The sequence below is a fragment of the Vibrio sp. 1562 genome, from assembly GCF_033340155.1.
GTDB classification, from domain to species: domain Bacteria; phylum Pseudomonadota; class Gammaproteobacteria; order Enterobacterales; family Vibrionaceae; genus Vibrio; species Vibrio alginolyticus.
This window is the reverse complement of record NZ_JAWOVY010000011.1, coordinates 52,988-70,110: the sequence shown is the minus strand read 5'-3', so window position 1 is coordinate 70,110 and position 17,123 is coordinate 52,988. Positions and strand designations below refer to the sequence as shown.

The following is a 17,123-nucleotide window of genomic DNA, read 5'->3' as shown; positions in this document are numbered from 1 at the left end:
CTCGAACAACCCAAGTTGTTTTTTCGGGAGGTACTTATGCTAAATAAAGAACTAGAGTCAAGCCTTAACGGTGCATTTGCTCGGGCGCGAGATAAACGCCACGAGTTTATGACTGTCGAACACCTCCTACTTGCATTATTGGAAAATGATGCAGCTAAGGAAGCCCTTTTAGCTTGTAAAGCGGATCTTGACGCTTTACGTAACGAACTCGATATATTCATCGATCAAACTACGCCTCTTATCCCAGACAGTGATGAGACGCGTGAAACCCAGCCGACTTTGAGTTTTCAACGTGTGCTACAACGCGCCGTCTTTCATGTACAGTCGTCTGGCCGCAACGAAGTAACAGGTGCAAACGTGCTTGTGGCGATCTTCAGTGAGCAAGAGTCGCATGCCGCCTACCTACTGAAGAAAAACGACATCTCCCGATTAGATATTGTTAACTTTATCTCCCATGGTATTACTAAAGCGTCAGGTGCAAGCGAAGACCCATCATCAGATTCGTTCAGTTCAGAGAGTGTCGAAGAGCCGAATTCTGAAGAACGTTTGGAAAGCTTTGCGACTAACCTTAATCAGGTCGCTAAAGATGGCAATATCGATCCACTGATTGGTCGCGATAAAGAGCTAGAGCGCACTATTCAAGTACTTTGCCGCCGCCGCAAGAATAACCCATTATTAGTGGGTGAAGCCGGGGTAGGTAAAACAGCCATCGCAGAAGGTCTTGCTTGGCGAATTGTAGAAGGGCAGGTCCCGGAAGTTATTCAAAACAGCGTGATTTACTCATTGGATATTGGTTCTCTATTGGCTGGTACTAAGTACCGTGGTGATTTTGAAAAACGCTTCAAGGCGATTTTGAAACAGCTTGAAAAAGAAGAAGATGCAATTTTGTTCATCGATGAGATACACACAATCATCGGTGCGGGTGCGGCTTCTGGTGGTCAAGTTGATGCCGCAAACCTTATCAAACCTCTACTAAGTAGCGGTAAGTTGCGTTGTATCGGCTCGACTACATACCAAGAATACAGCAACATTTTCGAGAAAGAGCGTGCGTTGTCCCGTCGCTTCCAAAAGATTGACGTTGTAGAACCTTCTCTGGATGACACAACTAAAATCTTGATGGGCTTGAAGCCGAAGTACGAAGCACATCATGAAGTACGTTACACCAATAAAGCACTGCGTGCCGCGGTAGAACTTTCGGCGAAATACATCAATGAACGTCATTTACCAGATAAAGCCATTGATGTCATTGATGAAGCTGGCGCTCGCAGTCGTCTTGCTCCTGCAAGCCGCCGTAAGAAAACGGTTGGTGTTGCCGATATCGAAGCGATGGTTGCCAAGATGGCACGAATCCCAGAGAAGTCGGTTTCTTCTTCAGATAAAGACATCTTGAAGAACCTAGATAGCAAGATGAAGATGTTGGTATTTGGTCAAGATAATGCGATTGATGCATTATCCGAAGCGATCAAGCTGACACGTGCAGGTTTGGGCGTGGATAACAAACCAGTTGGTTCATTCTTGTTTGCTGGCCCTACTGGGGTGGGTAAAACAGAGGTGACGGTGCAGCTATCTAAGCTTCTAGGGATCGAGCTACTTCGTTTTGATATGTCGGAATATGGTGAGCGTCACTCCGTGAGTCGCTTAATTGGTGCGCCTCCTGGTTATGTCGGTTACGACCAAGGTGGTTTGCTGACAGACGCTGTTATCAAGCACCCACATTCAGTAGTATTGCTTGATGAGATTGAGAAAGCGCATCCAGATATCTTTAATTTGCTATTGCAAGTGATGGATAATGGTACGCTAACGGACAACAACGGTCGTAAAGCAGACTTCCGTAATGTCATCCTCGTTATGACAACCAACGCGGGTGTGGCTGAAACTGAGAAGAAATCAATTGGTTTGATTCAGCAAGACAACAGTCACGATGTGATGGCGGAAATTAAGAAGGTGTTCACTCCTGAGTTCCGTAACCGTCTTGATAACATCATCTGGTTTAACAGCCTTGATGAAAGCGTTATCCATCAAGTTGTTGATAAGTTTATTGTTGAACTGCAGGTGCAACTTGATGCTCGTGGCGTATCAATGGAGGTATCGCAAGATGCACGCCATTGGTTAGCGAATAAAGGTTATGATAAGGCGATGGGTGCTCGCCCAATGGGACGTGTTATCCAAGAGCAACTTAAGAAACCTTTGGCTAATGAATTGTTGTTTGGCTCTCTAGTCGACGGCGGCACTGTGAAAGTAACGCTAGTAAACGACACACTTAAATTTGAATATTTGAGTGAGAAAGAGGCTGCGATGCATTAATTGCTCCGTAGGGAAGTAAAAGCGCACGATTTTATCGTGCGCTTTTTGTTTGTCTGAACCTACTCGGAAATAAAAATCATGCAATAAAAAACGGAGCAAACTGCTCCGTTTTTTATTGCATCCGAAAATCAGAGATTAACGAGCGCGGAAGACGATGCGGCCTTTTGACAGGTCGTATGGAGTCATCTCTACAGTTACTTTGTCACCCGTTAGGATACGGATGTAGTTCTTACGCATCTTGCCAGAGATGTGAGCAGTCACAACGTGACCGTTTTCAAGTTCAACACGGAACATAGTGTTTGGTAGAGTGTCAAGGACCGTGCCTTGCATCTCGATTACGTCTTCTTTAGCCATTTAATCCTCTTTAGAAATTAGGCAATATTAGCGGGCTATATTCTGCCGCTAAATAGTAATTATGTAAAGTTGAGGCGTATTCTACCCTCGCCAACGCTGATTTACTAGCCTTTGGTGGCGTTGAAAGCGTGTTTTGTAGTTCATTGCTGGACACTCATCAATCTGATAACCCAAATAAAGCCACTGTTGTTTGTTTTCTTGGCAGTATTTTATTTGATAGAGCACTGCCAAAGTGCCAAGAGATAACGGGTAGTCAGGGTCAAAAAAAGTATAAAACGCACTCGAACATTGAGTCATTACATCCGTTACCGCAATGGCGAGTAATTGATTTGACTCATCGTAAATATGTAAAAATGAAGTGGTCAACCAGCTGGTTTGGGCAAACCGAGAAAACTCATCACGCTTTGGTGGGTACATAGTGCCGTTTTTATGCCGTTTGCAGATGTACCGACTGTAAAGCTCAAACCATTCCTCATCCATTTCAGGTTTCATTTCCCAGCGTAAAAACTGTGCTTTACTGAGCAGCCTCTTCTGGCTTTTTGATAGCGTCACGTCCGGAATCGAGACTCGAATTGGCTGACAAGCATTACAATGCTCACAGTGCGGTTTATATATGGTATCTCCGCTACGACGAAAGCCGTTGGCCATCAGCAGTTGATAGTTTTCTTTAGTATGCAGCCCTGCATCAAGTGCCACCGCCACACGCTCTTGCCGTTCAGGCAAGTAACTGCAAGGGTGATTATTCGTTAATCCAATTCGAATATGTTGTATATCCGTACTCATACTGAATCCTGCAAAACTTGGGGCTTATAGGTATCAAATAGTGTTTGTTTTTCTCTTAAAGATAGTAGTTTTTGCATAAACTCGTTACGCTCTAGTTCAAATGCGCCAAGTGATGCCAAGTGCGAGTTCATAACCTGACAATCGATTAATTGACCTTGCTTTGACGCCAAATGGTTGCATAAGTACCACAATGCAATTTTAGATGCGTTATCTTTTAGGCTAAACATCGACTCTCCGCAAAAAAGTTGACCAACGCAGATGCCATATAGTCCCCCAATGAGCTCGTTGTCATGCCATACTTCTACAGAGTGACAGTGACCAAGTTTAGCTAACTCAATATAAGACGCTTGCATGTCCTCGTTGAGCCAAGTTTCCTCTGCAGGACGTGTTGATGAACATAGTCTAATCACTTCTTCTGTCGCGAAATTGAGCGTTACTTTATAGTTATGTTTACGCTGAAATTTTTTGAGACTTTTAGACGGTTTAAACGCTAAGGGATCAAAAACAGCGCGTGGGGAAGGGCTCCACCATAGAATAGGTTCTCCAGGACCATACCAAGGGAAAATGCCTTGATAGTAACCATTGAGGATTCTCATGGGATCTAAGTCACCGCCAAAAGCAAGCAAACCATTGGGATCGCTGAGTGCTTTATACGGTGAGGGAAAGTTGAACGTATCATCGAGTTCAGTTAAATAAATAGCCATAAGAAGTCGTTACCAACATTAGAGTCAGAGGAGTTTATGATGACCTGGTCAAGAAATATTGTGAAAGTATGGCTTTGGATCATACTGTTTTTCCCACTTGCCGCCAACGCAGCATATGAAAGAAATGTTGCCAAGCCGGTAAATGAAGTGGTGTATGGGAAGATTGACTCTGTCCGTTATATTACTCAGCAAGAGGTCGTTCAATCGAAAAATAATGGTTGGAAAACGCTACTTGGTGCCACAATAGGCGGTTTAGTCGGCAATCAATTTGGTGGCGGTACGGGAAGAGAAGTTGCGACGGCAGTGGGTGCACTTGCAGGTGCAGCGGTTGCACAAAATCAAAGTAATTACCAATACACGGTTGAATATAAGTTAGTTGAGCTACTCATTAAAGTGAAGGGCGACAAGCTGATTAATGTTATCCAAGATGTTGATAAAAATATGCTATTTAGTCGAGGGGATGAAGTTCGTATCTTATATTTTGATGATGGAGTCAGGGTTGATATCGCTTATTAATCCTACGTTATTTTAACCTAAGGTAGCCTAACCAGGCATGCACAGTAGGGCAGGCTTATCGTCAAATAAAATCGAAATAGCTTGCTGTTTCGTCGCGCCTCTTTCGCTCTTATTTACATCGCTGGCAATGCCTTTAATTCTGCATCTTTAGGCTACTTGAGTATATTCATAAATTAGCGCCGATTTGCTCTGGTTTTGTCGTGTTTTTTTGGGTAGTCTGAATTCACGAAGAATTGTTTAGCTCTCATAAAAAATCGTATGTTGAGGGCACAAAGGATTATCAACTTTTAATGGAAAGCCTAACGTTACAACCTATCAATAAAATTCAAGGGGAAGTGAATCTTCCTGGCTCTAAAAGCGTTTCTAATCGAGCTCTTTTACTTGCTGCTCTTGCTAAAGGCAGAACTCGCCTTACTAATCTCCTCGACAGTGATGATATCCGTCATATGCTGAATGCGCTGACTAAACTCGGCGTTCAATACCAACTTTCCGAAGATAAAACAGAATGTCTCGTTGAAGGCCTTGGGCGTCCGTTTTCTGTCTCAGAGCCGGTAGAATTATTTCTCGGTAATGCTGGCACTGCGATGCGACCATTAGCTGCGGCTCTTTGTCTTGGAGAAGGGGAGTATGTACTGACGGGCGAACCTCGTATGAAAGAGCGTCCAATTGGTCACCTTGTCACGGCACTGAAAGATGCTGGTGCGAACGTTGAGTACATGGAAAACGAGAACTTTCCGCCTCTCAAAATAGTCGGTACTGGCCTAAAAGCAGGTACAGTTTCTATCGATGGATCTATTTCGAGTCAGTTCTTGACCGCTTTCTTAATGTCTGCGCCATTGGCTGAAGGTGAAATTCGCATCAACATCGAAGGCGAGTTGGTTTCTAAGCCTTATATCGATATCACCCTGCATATCATGAAGCAGTTTGGGGTCGATGTGATCAACAACGACTATCAAGAGTTTGTGATTCCTGCCGGTCAGCAATACATCGCTCCAGGTGATTTCTTGGTTGAAGGTGACGCGTCTTCTGCTTCTTACTTCTTGGCGGCGGCAGCCATCAAAGGCGGAGAAGTTAAAGTGACGGGTATCGGTAAAAACAGCATTCAAGGTGATATTCAATTTGCTGATGCGCTTGAAAAAATGGGTGCAGAAATTGAATGGGGTGATGACTACGTAATTTCACGTGTTGGTCAATTGAAAGGCATCGATATGGATTACAACCATATCCCTGATGCTGCAATGACCATCGCGACAACAGCGCTATTTGCCGAAGGCACTACTGCTATTCGTAACGTTTATAACTGGCGTGTAAAAGAAACAGACCGTTTGTCAGCTATGGCGACGGAATTACGTAAAGTTGGTGCGGAAGTGGAAGAAGGGGAAGACTACATCATTGTCAAACCTGTCTCTCAGTTAAAGCATGCTGCAATTGATACTTACGATGATCATCGAATGGCGATGTGTTTTTCTCTGGTGGCACTTAGTGATACGCCTGTGACGATTAACGATCCAAAGTGTACGTCGAAAACATTCCCTGACTACTTCGACAAACTTAAGGCTTTAAGCTGCTAAATATTCTGACCTGAAACAGGAAAGCCAGAGCGAATAACACTCTGGCTTTTTTGTTTTCCGCTACTATTTAACCAGCGTAAATTCCTTGGAAAGGTGATGCGCTAAGTATTTGAACATATTGAATACTGCAGTCGTATTTGAAGTTGGTAAACCTTTGTCATCAAGGAAGTATTCACCTTTAAAAACTAAAACACCTTCTTTTTCTTCTACGCTTGTTGCTCGCATCCCTTCGATGTAATCATCGTGTTCTTGGATGATTTGGTTAGCGATCAAAAGAAGGTCGAACTCTTCGATAAACGTTCTATCAGACATACTTTTTCTACCATTCATTTCAGTTGAGAACGCTGAGTATACCTACAACTAAAATGGGTTTGCATGATTAATTCAGTCAATCGTTCACTTAGCCTAAACAGATCAATTTTTAGAGTGTAAGTATGATTAGTTGGAGGATATGACAGAGCCACTGAACGAAACTATTTTGTGATGCGTAACAAAATTTATTGCATTGGATTAGCGGATGCTAAGTTTGCCTGTTTAGATATGCCGCTCAATACCTTTCAGAACCCTGTCTCTTTGAAGTATAAAGACGATGAATTGTCAACCAATCGGATCTGAATTTCAAAAAAGCAGTTGATCTTCTTTTCATCTCGCACAATAGTAAAAAAAGAAGCAATGAAATAGAACATTATGCGGGTGGCCTTTAAAGAGGGTTTCTACCCGCATTATTATGAAGGACGTTAGAGTCAGTTATGGGTAAATCACTCGTTATAGTGGAGTCACCAGCCAAGGCAAAGACGATAAATAAGTATCTTGGTAAAGACTTTATTGTTAAGTCTAGTGTTGGTCATGTGCGTGATCTGCCTACGGCCGGTCAAAGCACTGGTGAGAAAAAAGCCGCAGCCATCTCAACAAAAGGGATGAGTCCGGAAGAGAAAGCGCGCGTTAAAAAAGAGAAAGACCGCAAAGCGTTGATCAAAAAAATGGGGATTAACCCATATCATGACTGGGAAGCGAATTACCAAATCCTTCCAGGCAAAGAAAAAGTTGTCAACGAACTACAAAAACTCGCCAAAGACGCAGATTGCGTTTATCTCGCAACCGACTTGGACCGCGAAGGGGAAGCAATCGCATGGCACCTTCGTGAGATCATCGGTGGCGATGAAGAGCGATACAAACGTGTAGTTTTTAACGAAATTACGAAAAACGCGATCCAACAAGCTTTCCAGACACCTGGTGAGCTGAACATGGATGGTGTTAATGCCCAACAAGCGCGTCGCTTCATGGACCGTGTCGTTGGTTTTATGGTTTCACCTTTACTTTGGAAGAAAGTGGCTCGTGGTTTATCTGCTGGTCGCGTGCAGTCTGTTGCGGTGAAACTATTAGTTGAGCGTGAGCGTGAGATTAACGCGTTTGTACCAGAAGAGTTCTGGGATATTCATGCGAATACGAAAACGAAAGACAAAGCGGACTTTAAACTACTTGTTGCTCAGAAAGATGGTTCTGCGTTTAAGCCAGTTAATGAGGCAGAAACCAAAGCAGCGATGTCTGTGCTTGAGAATGCAAGTTACGAAGTATGTAAGCGTGAAGATCGCCCGACGAAGAGCAAGCCTTCAGCACCTTACATCACCTCTACGCTTCAACAGGCAGCGAGTACACGTCTTGGCTACGGCGTGAAAAAGACCATGATGCTAGCTCAGCGCCTCTATGAGGCCGGTTACATCACTTATATGCGTACGGACTCGACTAACCTAAGTGCCGAGGCTGTGGACGCTGTACGTGACTTTATTGGTTCTGAGTTTGGTGATAAGTACTTACCAGCGAAACCGCTGACGTATGGCAGTAAAGAAGGGGCACAGGAAGCGCACGAAGCGATCCGTCCTTCAAATGTGGGTGTTAAAGCGAAAGACCTGCAAGGTGTCGATGCTGATGCGCACAAACTTTACGCTTTGATTTGGAATCAGTTTGTCGCGTGTCAAATGACGCCAGCAGAATACGATTCAACAACCATCAGTGTAAAAGCGGCAGAATACACGCTTAAAGCGAAAGGCCGTATCCTTAAATTTGACGGCTGGACTCGTGTACAACGTCCAATGGGCAAAAACGAGGATACAATCCTTCCTGCGGTACAACTTGGCGATAAGCTAAGCTTAGAGTCACTTGACCCTAAACAGCACTTTACAAAGCCACCTGCGCGCTACACTGAAGCAGCACTGGTTAAAGAGCTGGAGAAACGAGGCATTGGTCGTCCGTCGACTTACGCATCGATCATTTCTACGATTCAAGATCGTGGTTACGTGAAAGTTGATCAGCGCCGTTTCTACGCTGAAAAAATGGGTGAAATTGTTACTGACCGCCTTGATGACAGCTTTAACGATTTGATGAACTACGACTTTACTGCGCGTATGGAACAGAAATTGGACCAAATCGCTGAAGGTGAAGTGAACTGGAAAGCTGTGTTAGACAGCTTCTTTGCTGATTTTACTGGCGATCTTGAAAAAGCGGAGCTGGATGAGTCAGAAGGCGGTATGAAGTTAAACCACATCGTCATGACGGATATCGAGTGTCCGACGTGTAGCCGTCCAATGGGTATCCGTACTGCTTCGACAGGTGTGTTCTTAGGCTGTTCTGGTTACGCGTTACCACCAAAAGAGCGTTGTAAGACAACCATCAACTTGGGTGACGAAGAAGGTATTATTAACGTTCTAGAAGAAGACGTTGAAACGGCCGCGCTTCGTGCTAAAAAGCGTTGTCCGATCTGTGAAACGGCGATGGATGCATACCTGATTGATGACAAGCGTAAGATGCATGTTTGTGGTAATAACCCGAATTGTGAAGGCTACCTTGTTGAATACGGTGAGTTCAAAGTCAAAGGCTATGATGGTCCAGTTGTTGAATGTGACAAATGTGGCTCAGATATGGTGCTTAAGAACGGTCGCTTTGGTAAATACATGGACTGTACGAGTGAAACGTGTAAGAACACTCGTAAGATTCTGAAGAATGGCGAAGTCGCGCCACCGAAAGAAGATCCTGTTCATTTCCCCGAGTTACCATGTGAAAACTCAGATGCGTATTTCGTACTTCGTGATGGTGCTTCAGGTCTATTTATGGCGGCAAGCAACTTCCCGAAATCGCGCGAGACACGTGCTCCTTTGGTTGCTGAACTGGCACGTTTTGAAGAGCGTTTACCTGAGAAGTTCAAATACCTAGCGACCGCACCGCAAGAAGATCCTGATGGTCGTCCTGCAGTTGTACGCTTTAGTCGCAAAACAAAAGAGAACTACGTTCGTTCGGAAGAGAACGGCAAACCATCTGGTTGGACAGCGCTCTTTGTTGAAGGTAAGTGGGAAGTCACAGATAAGCGTAAAAAAGCGAAAGCATAAAAATGCACCATTAAGGTAATGTAAAAAGGCAGCGATATCGCTGCCTTTTTTGCGTAGGGGCCGACAGTTTTCCCCTGCGCATTCTTCCTATAATCGACCTTTCCTCACTTTAACAAGCACCATTGTCGCTAGAAAACACCAGAGTCACGATTTATTAGTAGCGAACGTATTTTTTATGTAAAAAACATTCGTCGTAACTTTCATTTTGCGTTCATATATTTGTTATATATTAAGCTCAAAAAGTCGGTCGTGTAGTGAATCCGTTCGTAAATTGTTTTCATAATGTAATCGTTTGCTTTTGCGTGTGTGATCTAGATATCGTCTTGAGTAAGCAAGAACTGTATGGAACACAGAATGGCGTATTAAAAATTGTAATTTAGAACCTGCTTAGATAATTTATTACAAGAATTAGTGCAACTGTGTGCATTTTGCGTCGAAAAATAAGAAAAGAGTGGACGTTGCATACTGGAAGTGCCGTAGCTTTTTTATCGTGTTGTAAGAGTTCAAAGAAACTCCTGATACGGTTACTAAATGTATTCGCTTGACTCCCCGAGTATGACTCATTCAAGCGAGTACCAAATCCAAGCTATAACGATATGGAGAACAACAAATGGCTGGTGTTTTGGGAATGATTCTTGCTGGCGGTGAAGGCTCTCGTTTGAGACCTTTAACAGAATCTCGTAGTAAACCTTCGGTACCGTTTGGTGGTAGCTATCGATTGATCGATTTTGCTCTAAACAATTTTGTAAATGCGGATTTAATGCGCATTTACGTCCTCACCCAATTTAAATCTCAATCTTTGTTCCATCATTTAAAAAAGGGCTGGAACATTAATGGCATCACTGACCGCTTTATCGATCCTATTCCTGCTCAAATGCGCACTGGTAAGCGTTGGTACGAAGGAACGGCAGACGCGATCTATCAAAATCTCCGTTTTATGGAATTAGAGGAACCAGAGCAAGTTTGTATTTTTGGCTCTGACCATATCTATAAGATGGATATCAAACAAATGCTGAACTTCCATTCAGAAAAGCAGGCTTCTCTGACGGTATCTGCATTGCGTATGCCACTAAAAGAGGCGTCGCAATTTGGGGTTATCGAAGTGGACAGTGAAGGTCGCATGATAGGCTTTGAAGAGAAACCAGCAAACCCGAAGTCAATTCCTGGCGATCCTGATTACGCTTTAGTTTCAATGGGTAACTACGTTTTTGAGGCTCAGGTGTTATTCTCTGAGTTGGTTGAAGATGCGGATAATGAAGCTTCATCACATGATTTTGGGAAGGACATTATTCCTAAGATGTTCCCTCGAGGTGACGTGTTCGTGTATGACTTCAGTACTAACAAAATCAGCGGTGAAAGAGAAGAGGTGTACTGGCGTGACGTGGGAACCATTGATGCGTACTGGGAAGCGCACATGGATCTGCTAGAAAAAGACGCACCGTTTTCACTATATAACCGTAAATGGCCGCTGCATACTTATTATCCTCCATTGCCGCCAGCGACATTTACAGACTCTGATAATGGCCGTGTTCAGATCATCGACAGTTTGGTATGTAATGGCAGTTACGTCAGAGGCTCAAGAATAGAAAAGTCGGTGCTTGGGTTCCGCAGTAATATTGCATCTGCTTGCGATATCAGCGAATGTATCCTTCTTGGTGACGTGAAAATTGGCGAAGGCTGTGTTTTACGTCGTGTGATTGTCGATAAGGATGCCGATATTGCCCCTGGTACTCAGATTGGTGTGAATCTTCAAGAAGATAAAAAACACTTCCACGTGTCTGAGGAGGGCATTGTTGTTATTCCGAAAGGAGCTCGAGTTGGCTACTAACAACTTATCTATTCTGTTTGTAGCTTCTGAGGTCGAAGGTCTCATTAAAAGTGGTGGCTTGGCAGACGTTGCCAAGGCACTACCGGAAGCCCTTCAAAACCTACAGCAAGACGTAAGAATTACCATCCCTGCGTACAGCAGTATTGATAAACTCGTTGACGCAGAAGTTGTATTAGAAACAGAACTAACATCATGGCCGCATACGGAGTATCGAGTTCTGCGGCTCATGCTAGGTCAAAATCCTGTTTATCTGATTGATTGTCAGCCGTATTTCAATCGACCATCGATGTATGCGGAGAACAACCAAGCGTATACCGATAACGGTGAGCGCTTTGCGTTTTTTAGTGCAGCGTGTTTAGACATGTTGCCGAAGCTTGCTTTTCAGCCAGATATCATACACGCGAACGATTGGCACACTGGTCTTGTTCCATTTTTGCTCAAGCACAGGTATGGCAATGATCCGTTTTTTGCTCATACTAAAAGTGTCATTTCTATACATAATGCGGTTTTTAAAGGCGTATTTAGTTATGAAGACGTGCAGTGCTTGCCAGAGTTTCATTGTCGAAACGTTCCCGATGCTGCGGTGAGTGCAACGCATATTACTATGCTTAAAGCTGGTGTAATGAATGCCGATAAGATAAACGCGGTCAGCCCTACGTACGCAGAGGAACTCAAAACAGAGCTTGGCAGTCATGGAATGGCTTGGGAGTTTCAGCAACGCGCGCAGGACTTAGTTGGTATTTTGAACGGTTGTGATTACAGTGCTTGGAACCCGGAAACGGATACTTACTTGCCAGTTAATTACTGCGCTGACCAACAAAGTATGACGCAAGGCAAGAAAGCGTGTAAACAAGCATTACAACTGCGGCTAAATTTGCCTGAAAAAGATGTAGCCATGTTCGGTATGGTTTGTCGGTTGACCCAGCAAAAAGGTGTGCATTACTTGTTGCCTGCTTTGGCCGATTTTTTGAAGCACGATGTTCAACTAGTTGTCGTTGGGACCGGAGACCCTGTACTAGCCGCTCAGCTAGAAGAGGTTGCTGCACAGTTTTCTAGTAAATTTGTCTTCGTAGAAGCTTATGATAATGAACTTGCGCATATCGTTGAAGCGGGTTCTGATTTCTTTCTGATGCCTTCTGAGTTTGAACCATGTGGTTTAAACCAAATCTATAGTATGGCTTATGGGACATTACCGATAGTACGTGGTGTCGGTGGTTTAAAAGACAGCGTCAACGATTATGATGTGAACCCTTCTGAAGCGACGGGGTTTGTCTTTTTTGAACCGACACCGCAGGCATTGTTGTTAACGATGCTAAGGGCACTGTTGCTCTATGCTCAAAACGAACCTGAAGTGAATAAAGTACAGTTGCACGCGATGCAACAAGATTTTTGTTGGCAAAAGGCCGCAGAAGCTTATTTGCAACTTTACAATTCGGCGTTAAATTGACTTAAAATTGTAACGAAAGGCACCGAATGAGGTGCCTTTATTATCTTGAGTAAGGGGAGTGTGATAGGATGGCTTTTTACTCAATAGCACGACCTTTTTGATACTTGAATATGACCCAGCCGCTACTTTTTCATAAAACCTATTTGCACCCTACTAGTCATGAGTGGGTTGTATTTGTGCATGGTGCTGGCGGTAGCTCTTCTATCTGGTTCAAGCAAATCAAAGCTTACAAGCAACATTTTAACTTATTGCTGATCGATTTAAGAGGTCATGGAAAGTCAAATCAGTTACTTAAAGAGCTCATTGCCAGCCGTTATACCTTTACGGAAGTTACCCAAGATATTTTGAAAGTATTGGACCATTTAAAGATCCAATCCGCTCATTTTGTCGGTATGTCGCTTGGTACCATTATTGTTCGAAACCTTGCTGAATTATCAGCAGAGCGCGTGCGTTCAATGGTGCTCGGTGGCGCTGTCACAAGGCTCAATACTCGTTCTCAAATATTGGTTAAATTAGGTAATTTTTGTAAGCACATTCTGCCGTACATGTGGCTCTACAAACTTTTTGCGTACATTGTTATGCCACAGAGAAGCCAGCGAGAGTCTCGCCATCTTTTTATTCGTGAGGCCAAGAAGCTTTGCCAAAAAGAATTTAAACGTTGGTTTATTCTTGCTGCTGATGTAAATCCTTTAATGAAGTATTTTAAAGATCGAGAGTTACCCATTCCCACACTCTATTTAATGGGCGATAGAGATTACATGTTTATTAAGCCTGTTAAAGAAATGGTTGCGGCGCATAAGCTTAGTGTTTTACGAGAGATCCCCAACTGTGGTCATGTTTGTAATGTTGAGCGCCCTGAAGATTTCAATCAACATTCCATCGAATTTATTAAGCAGCAAACGGTTTCTGCATAGCGCTGAATAAATCGATTGAGTAGGAGTAGGGGAGTTATTAAGGCTCCCCTATTTGATGTCCACATTGCCAACAAGCACCAAACTGCCCCTCGTTTACCTCATGGCACTTCGGGCACTGCCAATCTTGATACTCATTTCCATCGGATTGTTTGCGGTAGGCTTGTACTATTCCTTCTGCTTTTACTTGTTGTTTGGCGTCAAAAAGCCAGACATAAGGATCGGTATCATCACTAAACGGCAGCTCTCCTTTTAAACCGAAAATACCTTCTCCGCGGACTTCACAATAGACTTGCTCGGTTTTCAATAATTCGCACACGATATGCGCTTCTGCTGGGTTTTTAGCAATGAATATTTTCATTAAACACGTCCACTTACTAATTATGAGTTTTGCTGACTCGGTGTTGGCCTTACTTTATTCATAACCCATTTAGTGATGATTGGAAACAGCCCCAGTAATGCAAAAGAGGCCAATACCGCAGGTGAAACAATGCCTGACAGGCTTTCAATTGTGGCTAACTGAGTACCGGCGTTTAAGTAAACTGCAGTGCCTGGCAACATACCTACTTGGCTAGTAAGATAAAATCGACCTACAGACATTGGCGTTAAGCCCATCAACAAGTTGATAAGAAAGAAAGGAAATACCGGAATGAGGCGTAAGGAAAATAGATAAAATGCTCCGTCTTTCTCGACGCCTTGGTTAATTGCGATTAACTTATTGCCAAACTTGTTTTGTACCCAGTCACGCAGCAAATATCGGCTGCTTAAAAATGCTAGTGTTGCACCCATAGTACTGGCGAAAGAAACCAGTAATAAGCTCGTCCAAAAACCAAATAGAGCCGCACCAAGTAATGTAACCACAGCTGCCCCAGGAATAGAAAAAGCGGTAATTGCAATGTAGGCAAAAAAGTAAATAGCTGCCGAAAAAACAAAGTTCTGATCGATGTATGTGGTCAGCGCTTCTTGTTGGGCTTTTGCATTTTCCAACGTTAAATACTGACTAAAGTTAACGCCTAAAAAGATAATGATCGCGACCAGGATTAGGCCTAACATCAGTTTCTTATTCATATTTATGATTCCAATTTGGGATATATGTAATAAGACAGAAGGAAAGTCGAAAAAATTTCACAAAAAAACCGCAGATTAGACTGCGGTTTTACAAGATAGTTTTTAAGGCCGACTTTTATTGGAGGCCGTTCATCAACTCATCTCGGCGAGCTTGAGGTACAACGCTCCAATGAGTACCGTTAATAGCCCCTTCTAGTGCCCATAACAGCTCAATGTTGACGGTTGCAGAGTGCGTATCTCTTATCGCTTTATAAGCGTTAAGTGCACCTTCCTCTTCCAGTTTTTCTACTGACTCAATGCCTGCTTTTTTTAGCATGCGTTCAGTCGCCAGTCGTAAGTTAGGCAAATCTTTTAAGCGATTAGGCTTTGTAGTTGCTTGCTGTTCTTTTTCAAGCTTTGCCTTTTTCAACGATTGGTTAGCTACTTCGATTAAGCGTTCGCTAGACTCCCATAAATCGTTGGAAATTGCGTAGTACTTAGTAACGACTGGGAAGCCACGTTTTTTATAAACGTAAGGCTTTAGCCCTTGTTTCTCGAAGTCAGATGAAGTTTGTTGGTCTGCTCTTATATGAAGCTGATTATTTACAACTAGTGCAAACATTGTTTCATCAGCGAATAGTCCGAAGCCACCAAACATTGAGCGCGACTTGATATTACCAAGTGCCTCAAATAGCTTCATAGAGTCTTTGAGTATCGGTTTATCCATGTTTTGTTATCTCGGTGTAATTAATATTACGCCACCAAAAGTCAGGTCCGAGAGAGTAGCAAACATGCGCAAAAGCAATGTCATTACAGGGTAAAGTCATCGCTTGCACACTTGCCATCGGTAACCCCGCTACCTTCCATATAGTACTATGGTTCAGGCCGGAGGCTTTGCGTCCCACCCTTTCGAATGGTTTGCCCTGTGCGTGACAGAATGAGCATACTTCGTATATTGAATTAACATCACGGTTTAGCGTTAAAAGTGTGATTTCGGTTCAATAAAAATGATAGATTGAATGCTCTATTTTGCATATGGAAAGGTGCAAATTGGCCTTTGAAAAGGAGTTCTTAATATATATTACATTTATATAAAACAGGGAGTTAACGTTAGTCAATTGTTATTAGAGTGGTGTGAAGTATTAGAGAATGCTTAATTTTTCCAAAAAAATAAGCGCCCCTGTAGAGCGCTTATTTAACCGTGTTAAATACAGTGAAATTTAGTTCATTTTTTTCACAGTATTTCGAATTACAAGCTCAGGTTGCATTTCGAAAATTCGTTTTTCGTGTTCTTTATCTTTGATACGCTCAAGTAGAATTTCGAATGCATTTTTACCAACACGACGTTTAGGTTGGTGGATAGTCGTTAGCGGTGGAGAGAAGTATTCCGCAAGCTCGATGTTGTCGTAGCCGATCACTGAAATATCTTCAGGAATTTTGATCCCGTTTTGTTGCAAGCGGCTCATTAGGCCTAGAGCCATTGTGTCGTTAAAACAGAATACCGCCGTCGGGCGCTTGTCCATTGCGGTAATTTTATCTGCAACTAATACGGCCGTATCACATTCAAAGTTACCTTCAAGGATCCAGTCTTCATTTACAGCTAGGTTCGCTTCGCTCATTGCGCGACGGAAACCTGCAATGCGCTCTTGGCAAGCAAGCTTTTCAAAATGACCGCTTAGACAAGCGATATCCGTATGACCATTGTCAATCAGATGTTTGGTTGCAATGTAGCCACCTTCTTCTGAGTTATCCATGATCTTGTCTGCTTGTGAGCTCTCTGGGCCCCAATCCATGACCACTTTAGGAATGTCCGCATGACGGTCAAGCATCTCTTTTAGTTCTTCGGTTAAGTCAGAACACATCACTAGGATGCCATCAACGCGCTTTTCAGCCAGCATACGAATGTAATCGCGTTGTTTTTCGTAAATCCCGCCTGTGTTACATAAAATCAGAGTATAGCCTTGGCGGTAACAGTAGCTCTCAACGCCATCAATCACTTCTGAGAAAAATAGGTTAGTTGATTGAGTTACTAACATGCCAATCGTACGAGTTGAGTTGCATTTTAGGCTGCGTGCAACGGCACTTGGCGCGTAATTCAGCTCGTCAACGGCTTTCATTACTTTTTCTTGCGTTGCTTCTGCAACGAAACGCGTTTTATTGATAACGTGCGAAACTGTCGTAGTGGAAACGCCGGCTAAGCGAGCAACGTCTTTTATCGTGGCCATAAATGGTGTCCTGTATCGAGCTACTGAAATATGTCGTATTGGATGTACCTGAT

15 protein-coding genes and 1 riboswitch are annotated in these 17,123 nt (G+C 43.3%); of the genes, 7 read left to right on the top strand and 8 right to left on the bottom strand.

Features of this window, described 5'->3' with window-relative positions:
- The first annotated feature begins 36 nt into the window (after positions 1–36).
- Entirely contained in the window at positions 37–2,304 is a 2,268-nt protein-coding gene (gene clpA / locus R7Z49_RS13425) for an ATP-dependent Clp protease ATP-binding subunit ClpA (RefSeq protein ID WP_318075762.1), read from the top strand.
- Positions 2,305–2,439: 135 nt separating this feature from the next.
- On the opposite strand, the gene infA is transcribed toward clpA, so the two are convergent.
- The 3 genes from infA to aat form a co-directional block, all read right to left on the bottom strand.
- Complete coding sequence (gene infA / locus R7Z49_RS13420; protein ID WP_001040192.1) at positions 2,440–2,658, bottom strand: translation initiation factor IF-1; 219 nt, start codon at positions 2,656–2,658, stop codon at positions 2,440–2,442.
- 81 nt (positions 2,659–2,739) lie between these two features.
- A complete protein-coding gene (locus tag R7Z49_RS13415) occupies positions 2,740–3,441 on the bottom strand; it encodes an arginyltransferase (RefSeq protein WP_134646945.1) in 702 nt (233 codons plus the stop codon).
- On the bottom strand, positions 3,438–4,145 hold the full coding sequence (gene aat, locus R7Z49_RS13410) for a leucyl/phenylalanyl-tRNA--protein transferase (RefSeq protein ID WP_005390703.1): 708 nt from the start codon (positions 4,143–4,145) through the stop codon (positions 3,438–3,440). Before aat ends, R7Z49_RS13415 begins: the two co-directional genes overlap by 4 nt.
- Before the next feature lie 39 nt (positions 4,146–4,184).
- Between aat and R7Z49_RS13405 the strand changes: the two genes are divergently transcribed.
- Entirely contained in the window at positions 4,185–4,661 is a 477-nt protein-coding gene (locus R7Z49_RS13405) for a glycine zipper 2TM domain-containing protein (protein WP_005390705.1), read from the top strand.
- 290 nt (positions 4,662–4,951) lie between these two features.
- On the top strand, positions 4,952–6,232 hold the full coding sequence (gene aroA, locus R7Z49_RS13400) for a 3-phosphoshikimate 1-carboxyvinyltransferase (protein ID WP_046874732.1): 1,281 nt from the start codon (positions 4,952–4,954) through the stop codon (positions 6,230–6,232).
- 63 nt (positions 6,233–6,295) lie between these two features.
- Here aroA and R7Z49_RS13395 read toward each other — a convergent pair whose 3' ends face one another.
- Positions 6,296–6,544, bottom strand: coding sequence for a YciN family protein (locus tag R7Z49_RS13395; protein WP_005387884.1), 249 nt, complete (start codon positions 6,542–6,544; stop codon positions 6,296–6,298).
- Positions 6,545–6,981: 437 nt separating this feature from the next.
- Here R7Z49_RS13395 and topA point away from each other — a divergent pair, with 437 nt between their 5' ends.
- From topA to R7Z49_RS13375, 4 genes are all read left to right on the top strand, one after another.
- The gene (topA, locus tag R7Z49_RS13390; protein ID WP_182032615.1) at positions 6,982–9,612 is read left to right on the top strand and encodes a type I DNA topoisomerase; all 2,631 of its coding nucleotides are present in this window, start codon (positions 6,982–6,984) and stop codon (positions 9,610–9,612) included.
- Between the two features lie 610 nt (positions 9,613–10,222).
- Entirely contained in the window at positions 10,223–11,440 is a 1,218-nt protein-coding gene (gene glgC, locus R7Z49_RS13385) for a glucose-1-phosphate adenylyltransferase (RefSeq protein WP_005390714.1), read from the top strand.
- Positions 11,430–12,887 (top strand): glycogen synthase GlgA, encoded by a 1,458-nt coding sequence (glgA, locus tag R7Z49_RS13380; protein ID WP_318111739.1) that lies wholly within the window; start codon positions 11,430–11,432, stop codon positions 12,885–12,887. The genes glgC and glgA overlap by 11 nt, the downstream gene beginning before the upstream one ends.
- Positions 12,888–12,997: 110 nt before the next feature.
- Positions 12,998–13,801 carry an alpha/beta fold hydrolase gene (locus tag R7Z49_RS13375; RefSeq protein ID WP_006742124.1) on the top strand — a complete coding sequence of 268 codons (804 nt, stop codon included), beginning with the start codon at positions 12,998–13,000 and terminating at the stop codon, positions 13,799–13,801.
- Positions 13,802–13,838: 37 nt separating this feature from the next.
- Here the strand turns inward: R7Z49_RS13375 and R7Z49_RS13370 are convergent, their stop codons facing one another.
- The 4 genes from R7Z49_RS13370 to purR form a co-directional block, all read right to left on the bottom strand.
- On the bottom strand, positions 13,839–14,159 hold the full coding sequence (locus R7Z49_RS13370; protein WP_005390719.1) for a hypothetical protein: 321 nt from the start codon (positions 14,157–14,159) through the stop codon (positions 13,839–13,841).
- A 20-nt stretch (positions 14,160–14,179) separates the two neighbouring features.
- Positions 14,180–14,866 carry a TVP38/TMEM64 family protein gene (locus tag R7Z49_RS13365; protein ID WP_256955052.1) on the bottom strand — a complete coding sequence of 229 codons (687 nt, stop codon included), beginning with the start codon at positions 14,864–14,866 and terminating at the stop codon, positions 14,180–14,182.
- A 115-nt stretch (positions 14,867–14,981) separates the two neighbouring features.
- Positions 14,982–15,572 (bottom strand): TfoX/Sxy family DNA transformation protein, encoded by a 591-nt coding sequence (locus tag R7Z49_RS13360; protein WP_005390721.1) that lies wholly within the window; start codon positions 15,570–15,572, stop codon positions 14,982–14,984.
- A 116-nt stretch (positions 15,573–15,688) separates the two neighbouring features.
- A riboswitch (cyclic di-GMP riboswitch) is annotated at positions 15,689–15,778 on the bottom strand.
- Positions 15,779–16,065: 287 nt separating this feature from the next.
- Entirely contained in the window at positions 16,066–17,070 is a 1,005-nt protein-coding gene (gene purR / locus R7Z49_RS13355) for an HTH-type transcriptional repressor PurR (protein WP_005378368.1), read from the bottom strand.
- Between the last annotated feature and the right edge of the window lie 53 nt (positions 17,071–17,123).

Excerpts from the sequence above, each read along its gene's own strand:
- aat (WP_005390703.1), bottom strand. The coding sequence starts at position 4,145 with ATGGCTATTTATTTAACTGAACTCGATGATACGTTCAACTTTCCCTCA.
- R7Z49_RS13360 (WP_005390721.1), bottom strand. The coding sequence starts at position 15,572 with ATGGATAAACCGATACTCAAAGACTCTATGAAGCTATTTGAGGCACTT.
- clpA (WP_318075762.1), top strand. The coding sequence starts at position 37 with ATGCTAAATAAAGAACTAGAGTCAAGCCTTAACGGTGCATTTGCTCGG.
- R7Z49_RS13375 (WP_006742124.1), top strand. The coding sequence starts at position 12,998 with ATGACCCAGCCGCTACTTTTTCATAAAACCTATTTGCACCCTACTAGT.
- purR (WP_005378368.1), bottom strand. The coding sequence starts at position 17,070 with ATGGCCACGATAAAAGACGTTGCTCGCTTAGCCGGCGTTTCCACTACG.
- R7Z49_RS13415 (WP_134646945.1), bottom strand. The coding sequence starts at position 3,441 with ATGAGTACGGATATACAACATATTCGAATTGGATTAACGAATAATCAC.
- infA (WP_001040192.1), bottom strand. The coding sequence starts at position 2,658 with ATGGCTAAAGAAGACGTAATCGAGATGCAAGGCACGGTCCTTGACACT.
- glgC (WP_005390714.1), top strand. The coding sequence starts at position 10,223 with ATGGCTGGTGTTTTGGGAATGATTCTTGCTGGCGGTGAAGGCTCTCGT.
- R7Z49_RS13370 (WP_005390719.1), bottom strand. The coding sequence starts at position 14,159 with ATGAAAATATTCATTGCTAAAAACCCAGCAGAAGCGCATATCGTGTGC.
- topA (WP_182032615.1), top strand. The coding sequence starts at position 6,982 with ATGGGTAAATCACTCGTTATAGTGGAGTCACCAGCCAAGGCAAAGACG.
- R7Z49_RS13395 (WP_005387884.1), bottom strand. The coding sequence starts at position 6,544 with ATGTCTGATAGAACGTTTATCGAAGAGTTCGACCTTCTTTTGATCGCT.
- R7Z49_RS13405 (WP_005390705.1), top strand. The coding sequence starts at position 4,185 with ATGACCTGGTCAAGAAATATTGTGAAAGTATGGCTTTGGATCATACTG.
- aroA (WP_046874732.1), top strand. The coding sequence starts at position 4,952 with ATGGAAAGCCTAACGTTACAACCTATCAATAAAATTCAAGGGGAAGTG.
- R7Z49_RS13365 (WP_256955052.1), bottom strand. The coding sequence starts at position 14,866 with ATGAATAAGAAACTGATGTTAGGCCTAATCCTGGTCGCGATCATTATC.